General features: G+C 69.6%; 8 protein-coding genes. 2 read left to right on the forward strand and 6 right to left on the reverse strand.

Translation table 11 applies throughout. From position 1 onward, the window contains the following. Positions 1–83: 83 nt before the first annotated feature. The 3 genes from Q0A33_RS04450 to glpX form a co-directional block, all read right to left on the reverse strand. Complete coding sequence (locus tag Q0A33_RS04450) at positions 84–1487, reverse strand: class II fumarate hydratase (RefSeq protein ID WP_291793717.1); 1404 nt, start codon at positions 1485–1487, stop codon at positions 84–86. A 111-nt stretch (positions 1488–1598) separates the two neighbouring features. Beyond that, the gene (locus Q0A33_RS04455; protein ID WP_291793719.1) at positions 1599–2288 is read right to left on the reverse strand and encodes a carbonic anhydrase; all 690 of its coding nucleotides are present in this window, start codon (positions 2286–2288) and stop codon (positions 1599–1601) included. Further along, entirely contained in the window at positions 2288–3418 is a 1131-nt protein-coding gene (glpX, locus tag Q0A33_RS04460; protein WP_291793721.1) for a class II fructose-bisphosphatase, read from the reverse strand. Before glpX ends, Q0A33_RS04455 begins: the two co-directional genes overlap by 1 nt. A 124-nt stretch (positions 3419–3542) precedes the next feature. Between glpX and Q0A33_RS04465 the strand changes: the two genes are divergently transcribed. Beyond that, on the forward strand, positions 3543–4274 hold the full coding sequence (locus tag Q0A33_RS04465; RefSeq protein WP_291793724.1) for a DUF4245 family protein: 732 nt from the start codon (positions 3543–3545) through the stop codon (positions 4272–4274). 27 nt (positions 4275–4301) lie between these two features. Here Q0A33_RS04465 and Q0A33_RS04470 read toward each other — a convergent pair whose 3' ends face one another. Beyond that, positions 4302–4541 (reverse strand): exodeoxyribonuclease VII small subunit, encoded by a 240-nt coding sequence (locus Q0A33_RS04470; protein WP_291793726.1) that lies wholly within the window; start codon positions 4539–4541, stop codon positions 4302–4304. 17 nt (positions 4542–4558) lie between these two features. Next, positions 4559–5920, reverse strand: coding sequence for an exodeoxyribonuclease VII large subunit (xseA, locus tag Q0A33_RS04475; RefSeq protein WP_291793729.1), 1362 nt, complete (start codon positions 5918–5920; stop codon positions 4559–4561). A gap of 145 nt (positions 5921–6065) precedes the next feature. Between xseA and Q0A33_RS04480 the strand changes: the two genes are divergently transcribed. Further along, positions 6066–7145 carry a 4-hydroxy-3-methylbut-2-enyl diphosphate reductase gene (locus Q0A33_RS04480; RefSeq protein WP_291793732.1) on the forward strand — a complete coding sequence of 360 codons (1080 nt, stop codon included), beginning with the start codon at positions 6066–6068 and terminating at the stop codon, positions 7143–7145. A 165-nt stretch (positions 7146–7310) separates the two neighbouring features. Here Q0A33_RS04480 and Q0A33_RS04485 read toward each other — a convergent pair. Continuing rightward, the coding region (locus Q0A33_RS04485; protein ID WP_291793734.1) for a hypothetical protein at positions 7311–7920 on the reverse strand (610 nt) is incomplete at its 5' end.

The raw sequence follows: 7920 nt of genomic DNA on the forward strand, positions 1-7920 counted from the left end.
CTGCCCGCGTCTCCTCCGGTTCCGGCCGCGGGGCGTGTTCAGGTCTGTCCTTCGCCGCCGCGGGGTTCTGCGAGAAGCTCAGATCAGCGGTAGTCGCCGACCATCGTGGGGACGTCGAGCGCCTTGTCGAGGGCGGCCTCGGTGATGGAGCCGTCCTCCACGAAGCCCAGGGCGATCGTGGCCTCCTTGACGGTCTGCTTGTTCGCCACGGCGTGCTTGGCGATCTTCGCGGCGGACTCGTAGCCGATCACCTTGTTGAGCGGGGTGACGATCGAGGGGGAGGCCTCGGCGAGGAAGCGGGCGCGCTCCTCGTTGGCGGTGAGGCCGTCGATCATCTTCTCCGCCATCACCCGCGAGGTGTTGGCCAGCAGGCGGATCGACTCGAGCAGGTTCGCGGCCATGACCGGGATGCCCACGTTGAGCTCGAACGCTCCGTTGGTGGACGACAGCGACACCGTCGTGTCGTTGCCGATCACCTGCGCGGCCACCTGGATCGCAGCCTCGCAGATCACCGGGTTGACCTTACCGGGCATGATCGAGGAGCCGGGCTGCAGGTCCGGGATGTGCAGCTCGCCCAGGCCGGTGTTGGGGCCCGATCCCATCCAGCGGAGATCGTTGTTGATCTTCATGAAGCTGTAGGCGATGCCGCGCAGCTGACCGGAGACCTCGACCAGACCGTCGCGGTTGGCCTGTGCCTCGAAGTGGTTGCGCGCCTCCGTGATGGGCAGGCCGGTCTGCTCCGAGAGCAGCTCGATGACCCGTGCGGCGAACCCGGCAGGCGTGTTGATGCCGGTGCCCACGGCGGTGCCGCCCAGGGGGACCTCGGCGACGCGGGGGAGCGCGGCGTCGATGCGCTCGATGCCGTAGCGGACCTGTGCCGCATACCCGCCGAACTCCTGGCCGAGCGTCACGGGCGTCGCATCCATGAGGTGCGTGCGACCGGACTTCACGATGCCGGAGAACTCCTCGGCCTTCTTCTCCAGCGAGGACGCGAGGACGTCGAGCGCCGGCTTGAGGTCATTGACGAGCGCGTTCGTCACGGCGACGTGGACCGAGGTGGGGAAGACGTCGTTGGACGACTGCGAGGCGTTCACGTGGTCGTTCGGGTGGACCTCGACGTCGGAGCCCTCGAGCGCGCGGTTGGCCAGCTCTGCGAGCACCTCGTTGGTGTTCATGTTCGAGGAGGTGCCGGAGCCGGTCTGGAAGACATCGATGGGGAAGTGCGCGTCGACCTCGCCGGAGATGACGGTGTCCGCGGCGGAGGCGATGGCCTCGGCCCGCTGTGAGTCGAGGACGCCCAGCTCGGCATTGGCGCGGGCGGCGGCCTTCTTCACCTGGCCGAGCGCGGCGATGTGCTCACGCTCCAGCGTCTTGCCGGAGATGGGGAAGTTCTCCACGGCGCGCTGGGTCTGCGCACGGTAGAGGGCGTCGACGGGGACCTTGACCTCGCCCATGGTGTCGTGCTCGATGCGGTATTCCTGCGTCATATCTCTTCTTCGCTCCTGGTCGGTTCTGGGTTCAGTGGTGAAAGCCGTTGGACATCGCGGCCGTCGTCCGCACCGGCGGGCACCGGAGCAGACGGCAGCGGATCAGTCCGGTCAGCGGTCGCGGACGAGGTCCACCGGATTGCCGTTGTCGTTGACCGCGGCCCCCAGGCGGGAGACGAGGTTCACGCGGCCGTCCGCGAGGTGGTAGGTGAGGCCGACGATCTCGAGGGACCCACGCCGCAGCGCCCGGCGGATGAGGGTGGACCTGCGGGGCAGACGCATGACGGTGTCGATGGTGTTCTGGACGACCGCGCCCTGCAGATCCGAGAAGCCCTCGCTGCGGGCATGGACGACGGAGGGCAGGATGCGCGTGACCAGATCCTCGATGAAGCCGCCGGGGGTCTCCCCGGTCGTGTACGACTCGACGGCGGCGGTGACGGCACCGCACGAGTCGTGGCCGAGCACGACGAGGAGCGGGGTGCCGAGCACCTCGACCCCGTATTCGAGGGTGCCGATCGAGGCGGAGTCGCTCACCTGGCCGGCGGTGCGGACCACGAACATGTCGCCGAGGCCCACATCGAAGATCATCTCCGCCGCGACCCGGGAGTCCGAGCACCCGAACAGGGTGACGAAGGGCTCCTGGACGTTGGCGAGCGCGGAGCGGCGCGAGACGTCCTGATTGGGGTGGGCGGGGTTGCCGTCCACGTACCTCGCATTGCCCTCCATCAGGGCTGCGTAGGCCTCGCCGGGTGTGGTGAAGCGCCGCGCCGGTGATACGGCGTCCGCTGCGCTGTTCGGCATCAGATCAGTCCCTTCCTGGAGGCCTCGCGCGCGGCCTCCTCGTAGGAGTGGGTCTTGTCGAGCCTGTGCTCCGCGTAGACGTTGCGGACGGTCCCGGACTTGGAGCGCATGACCAGCGAATGGGTGAGGACGCGGTCGCCCTCGTAGCGGACGCCGTCGAGCAGATCGCCGTGGCTGATGCCGGTGGCGACGAAGTAGGCGTTGTCGCCGCTCACCAGGTCATCGGTGGTGAGGACCGCGTCGACGTCCAGGCCCTGCGCCGCCGCGGCCTGGCGTTCGGCCTCGTCCTGGGGATGCAGTCTGCCCTGCACCATGCCGCCCAGCGCCTTGATGGCACAGGCGGTGATGATGCCCTCGGGGGTGCCGCCGATCCCCAGCAGCATGTCGATGCCGGTGCCGGGGCGGGCCGCTGCGATCGCACCGGCCACATCGCCGTCCGTGATGAGGCGGATGCGGGCACCGGCCTCACGGACCTCGGAGATGATCCGCTCGTGGCGCGGGCGGTCGAGGATGACGACGGTCACGCTGGAGGTGTCGGTGCCCTTGGCCTTCGCGACCCGGCGGATGTTCTCCGCGACCGGGAGGCGGAGGTCCACGGAGTCCGCGGCCTCGGGACCCACCGCGAGCTTGTCCATGTAGAACACCGCGGAGGGGTCGAGCATGCTCCCGGCCTCGGCCACGGCCATCACCGAGATGGCGTTGGGCATGCCGCGAGCGGTGAGGGTGGTCCCGTCGATCGGGTCGACCGCCACGTCCACCTGTGCGCCGGTGCCGTCGCCCACGCGCTCGCCGTTGAACAGCATCGGGGCTTCGTCCTTCTCGCCCTCGCCGATCACCACGGTGCCCTCCATGCTCACGCTGGAGAGGACGTTGCGCATGGCGGCGACGGCGGCACCGTCCGCTGCCAGCTTGTCGCCGCGGCCCACCCACGGGGCGGCGGCGATCGCCGCGGCCTCGGTCACACGTACGAGTTCGAGGGCGAGATTGCGGTCCGGTTCGCCCTCCGCTGTGCGCAGCCGCTGGGACCAGGAATCGGTGACGGCGACGGGGGGAGCGTCCGGGTCCGGACGGCCGCCGTTGTGGTGCTGCTTGGCTTCTGGCGCCTCAGCGGACGCGGAGTTCTCAGGCATGGCTCTCATTGTGCCACCACGATCGCGTGCTCCGGCATGCGGATGCACCTGGCGGATGCGCCTCACGGACGGGAGACCACCTGCGGACTTGGCCGCCGCACACAGGAGCGGGGAGAATGCTCCTGTGACTGACCAGCATGATGACGCGCGCACACCGCTGCCCACCTCGACGGCACGGTACGGAACCCTCGACGGCCCCTCCGTCCCGCAGGAGGGGCCGGAGCTGTTCCCCGGCGAGCGTGCGATCGCTCGGACCAAGGCCGGCTCGCGCGAGGAGATGCGGACCATCCGGCGGCACTACAACTGGGTGAACATGGTCATCGCACTGCTGGCCTGTGCAGCGGTGGTGGCCGTTGCGCTCATGTTCGCACCCCAGCCCCAGGGCGACCCCACCCGCGAGGTGGACTACATGGAGGTCGCGGCCACCGCACAGCCGACCGCAGATTTCCCGCTCGCCGCGCCCGCGGTGCCGGAGGGCTGGCACTCCAACACCGCGACGTTCGGCGAGGACGGCTCTGCGGCGGTGCCCACCTGGTACATCTCCTGGGTGAACGAGGAGGAGGACCTGTGGCTCTCACTCCGGCAGGTGGGAGCGGAAGCGCCGGAGACGTGGAGCGACGGGGCCCTGGAAGGCTATGCCCACACAGGAGAGTCCGCTCTGGCCGGCGTGCAGTTCGCCCGCTACGAGGCCGTCGACGGCCCCGGGCATGCCCTGCTCGGCGAGGCCGAGGGCACACAGCTGCTGGTGACGGGCTCGACCTCCTGGGAACAGGTCGAGACGACTGTCGAGGACGCGCTCGCTTCGCTGGGTGACGCGGGGGAGCCTGCACCCGCAGGCGAGCCCGAGGCCGGCTGAGCTCTCCAGCGCCTCGGGGCCTCCCGCTCAGGCCTCCGCGTTCTCCTCCCTTGCGGCCCGGGCCTTTTCGAGGCGGTCCTTGGCGCCTTCCAGCCATGCCTGGCACCTGTCAGCGAGCGCTTCGCCGCGCTCCCAGAGCTGCAGAGAGTCCTCGAGGCTGAGGTTGCCCGCTTCCAGCGTGCGGACGGTGGTGACGAGCTCTTCACGCGCCTGCTCGTAGCTGAGCTGGCCGACGTCCTGCTGTGTGGTTGCCGCTGCTTCCGACATGGTTCTCACTCCTGCGTTCAGTTGTGGTCGTCTGTGGGGTGCGTGTGCTCTGCGCCGTGTGTCTCCTGGGCGCCGGACGTCTCCTGGGTGCCGTGCGGCGCGGGCGCGGTCTCGTCCACTGTGGCGGTGATCCGGCCGGAGGCCACGCGGATGGACACCTGGTCCCCGGGAGAGACCTGTTCGTGGCTGCGCACCGCGCTGCCGTCCGGTGCCTGCACCACCGCGTAGCCGCGTGCCAGAGTGTTGAGCGGCGAGAGGCTGCGCACCTGCGCCCGGAGGTGCTCCACCTCGGCTCCGGCCCGTGAGACAAGCCCCGCCTGTGCCTGCCATGCCCGCCCCCGGAGGGCGGCGACGTCCTGCCTGCGTGCGGTGAGCATGGACTCCGGCTGCGCGAGCACGGGTCTGTTGCGCACGTCCGCGAGTGCTCTGAGCTCCGCCGTGAGCATGCGGTCGAGGACGCCGTCCAGGGAGGCGCGCGCCTGCAGGATCCCCATCTGCTCCTCCGCCACGTCCGGCACGATCCGCTTGGCGGCGTCCGTGGGGGTGGAGGCGCGCAGGTCCGCGACCTCGTCGAGGAGGGGCCGGTCCGCCTCGTGGCCGATCGCGGAGACGACGGGGGTGCGTGCGGCGTACACGGCCCGCACGAGCGCCTCGTTGGAGAAGGGGAGGAGGTCCTCCATGCTGCCGCCGCCGCGGGCGACGACGATGACGTCGACGGCCGGATCCTCGTCGAGGGCGCGCAGCGCCTCGAGCACCTGGGGGACCGCCTGTGTGCCCTGGGTGGCGGCGTTGCGGACCTCGAACTCCACGGCCGGCCAGCGCAGGCCGGCGTTCCTCATGACATCCTTCTGCGCGTCCGAGTCATGGCCCGTGATGAGGCCGATCCGCTGGGGCAGGAACGGCAGGCGCTGCTTGTGCGCGGGGTCGAAGAGTCCTTCCGCTGCGAGCATCTGCTTGAGCTGTTCCAGCCGCGCGAGCAGTTCGCCGAGGCCGACGGCGCGGATGTCGTAGGCCTGCATCGTCAGGCGGCCCTTGGCCAGCCAGTAGTTGGCCTTGGCCTGGACCACCACGCGGGAGCCCTCCGTGAGCGGAGACGACAGCCGGTCGCGGACGTTGCCCCAGATCTGCACGGGGAGGGAGATGTCCTCCGTCGTGTCGTGGAGGGTGAGGTAGCTGGCCTTGGCCCGGTTGTTGAGCTCGATCACCTGGCCCTCGACCCACACGGTGGACATGCGGTCGATGTAGGCCTTCATCTTGTGCGCCAGCAGACTGACCGGCCAGGGATTCTCCGCACTGGTCTCCGCCGCTGTGGGCGCCAGCGGTGCCTGCTGCGGCGATTCGCCCAGGGTGCCGGGCGTGCCAGTGATGCGCTCCGCCATCTCGTCCTCCTCGCGGGTTCGCTGACGTCGGCCCAACTCGTGGACGATCCTAGACGAGGGCACGGACGCAGGGTTCCGGGGCGTGTCCGCCGGGCTCCGCGCGGTGTCCAGCGCTTCCGGAGCCTGGATCCGTAGAATTTGCCGTATGACTGCCGTGACCGTGCCTGTGCCGACCATGCCGCGCCGCCGCAAGGACCCCACCGAGATCCGCGATCCGGAAGGTGCGGAGAAGAAGGTGCTCCTCGCCGCCCCGCGAGGCTACTGCGCAGGGGTGGACCGTGCGGTGATCGCCGTGGAGCGGGCGCTGGAGCACTACGGCGCTCCCGTCTACGTGCGCAAGGAGATCGTCCACAACCGCCATGTCGTGGAGACGCTCTCCGAGCGCGGGGCGATCTTCGTGGAGGAGACGGCCCAGGTGCCGCAGGGGGCACGCGTGGTGTTCTCCGCGCACGGAGTCTCGCCGCAGGTGCACCAGGAGGCGGCGGACCTGGAGCTGCGCACCATCGACGCCACGTGCCCCCTCGTGACGAAGGTGCACCGCGAAGCCGTGCGCTTCGCGAAGCAGGGATACTCCATCCTCCTCGTGGGCCATGCGGGCCACGAGGAGGTCGAGGGCACCATGGGCGAGGCTCCGGAGGCGATCACGCTCGTGCAGAATCCGGAGGAGGCGCGCACCGTCGAGCTGCCGGAGACGGACAAGCTGGTGTGGATCTCGCAGACCACCCTCAGCGTCGATGAGACGATGGAGACGGTGGGAATCCTGCGCGAGCGGTTCCCTGCGCTGACGGATCCGCCCAGCGACGACATCTGCTACGCCACGCAGAACCGTCAGGTGGCCGTGAAGAAGGTGGCGCCTGCCGCCGACCTGGTGCTGGTGGTGGGATCCGCGAACTCCTCCAACTCGGTGAGGCTCGTGGAGGTCGCCCTGGAGCACGGGGCCAAGGCGGCGCATCGCGTCGACTTCGCCCGTGAGGTCGATGAGGAATGGTTCCACGACGTGGCGACCGTGGGGGTGACGAGCGGGGCCAGCGTGCCGGACACTCTCGTCCAGGATCTGCTGCGTCTGCTGGCGGACTACGGGTATCACGAGGTCGAGGAGGTGCGCACGGCCGAGGAGGACCTCATGTTCTCGCTGCCCAGCGAGCTCCGCAAGGATCTCAAGGCGGCCGGCCTGGCCACGTCCAACAAGCCCGGCGGTGCGGACCGCGAGCACGAGCTGCGGTGAGGACGGCCGTGGGTGGAACTCCGCATGTGAATGGCTGAACGATGCGTGTGAGGGGCGGAGCGCCGGGATGGGGCGCTCCGCCCCTCATGCGTGTGAGCGCGGACGGTCACATGTGCGACGGGGATTCTGTGCGAACGCAGGCCCGCGGACGCGCAGCGCCGGCTCTCAGTGCCTGCTCCGAGACCCCCGATCCGGCTGCGCAAGGAACCAGGCGTTGGCCCGGGGGAGCCAGAAGGGGACGAGGAGGACGACCGAGAGCACCGCAGCGGCGACGGTGCCGCCCGTGCCCGGTCCGGGGATCACGACGGCGGTGAGGATCTGGTAGACGACGGCGGCGAGAGTGAGGAGCGTCAGTGCCATTCGCGCCCATTCCGAGGCCTCGCGCAGGCGCAGCGTGAGGTAGAGCTGGACGATCTGCATGATGAGGCCGATGACACCGGCGGCGAGGAAGGCGATGATCAGTCCCCAGCGCACCGTGCCGAAGAGGCTCACCATTCCGGTGCCCCACAGCACCACGGGATTGGTGAGTGCGCTGATGAAGACGAAGAGATAGGTGCCGATCATGCTCACGATCGTGAGGCAGCCGAGCACCAGCCAGATCCAGTAGCCGATCCTCGCCTCGGTGGGCATGTGTGCGGTTGAGAAGACGCTGGCGAAGCCGCGTTCGAACCGAGGCCTGAGCGCGGCGGCACTGCGCGGCCATTCTGTGGGGAACCGGAACTGATAGCCGGAGTTCGCACCGTGGCCGTTCGCGCCGGTGCGGGGGCGGAGGTGC

The sequence above is a fragment of the Brevibacterium sp. genome (assembly GCF_022712115.1).
GTDB classification, from domain to species: Bacteria; Actinomycetota; Actinomycetes; order Actinomycetales; family Brevibacteriaceae; genus Brevibacterium; species Brevibacterium salitolerans.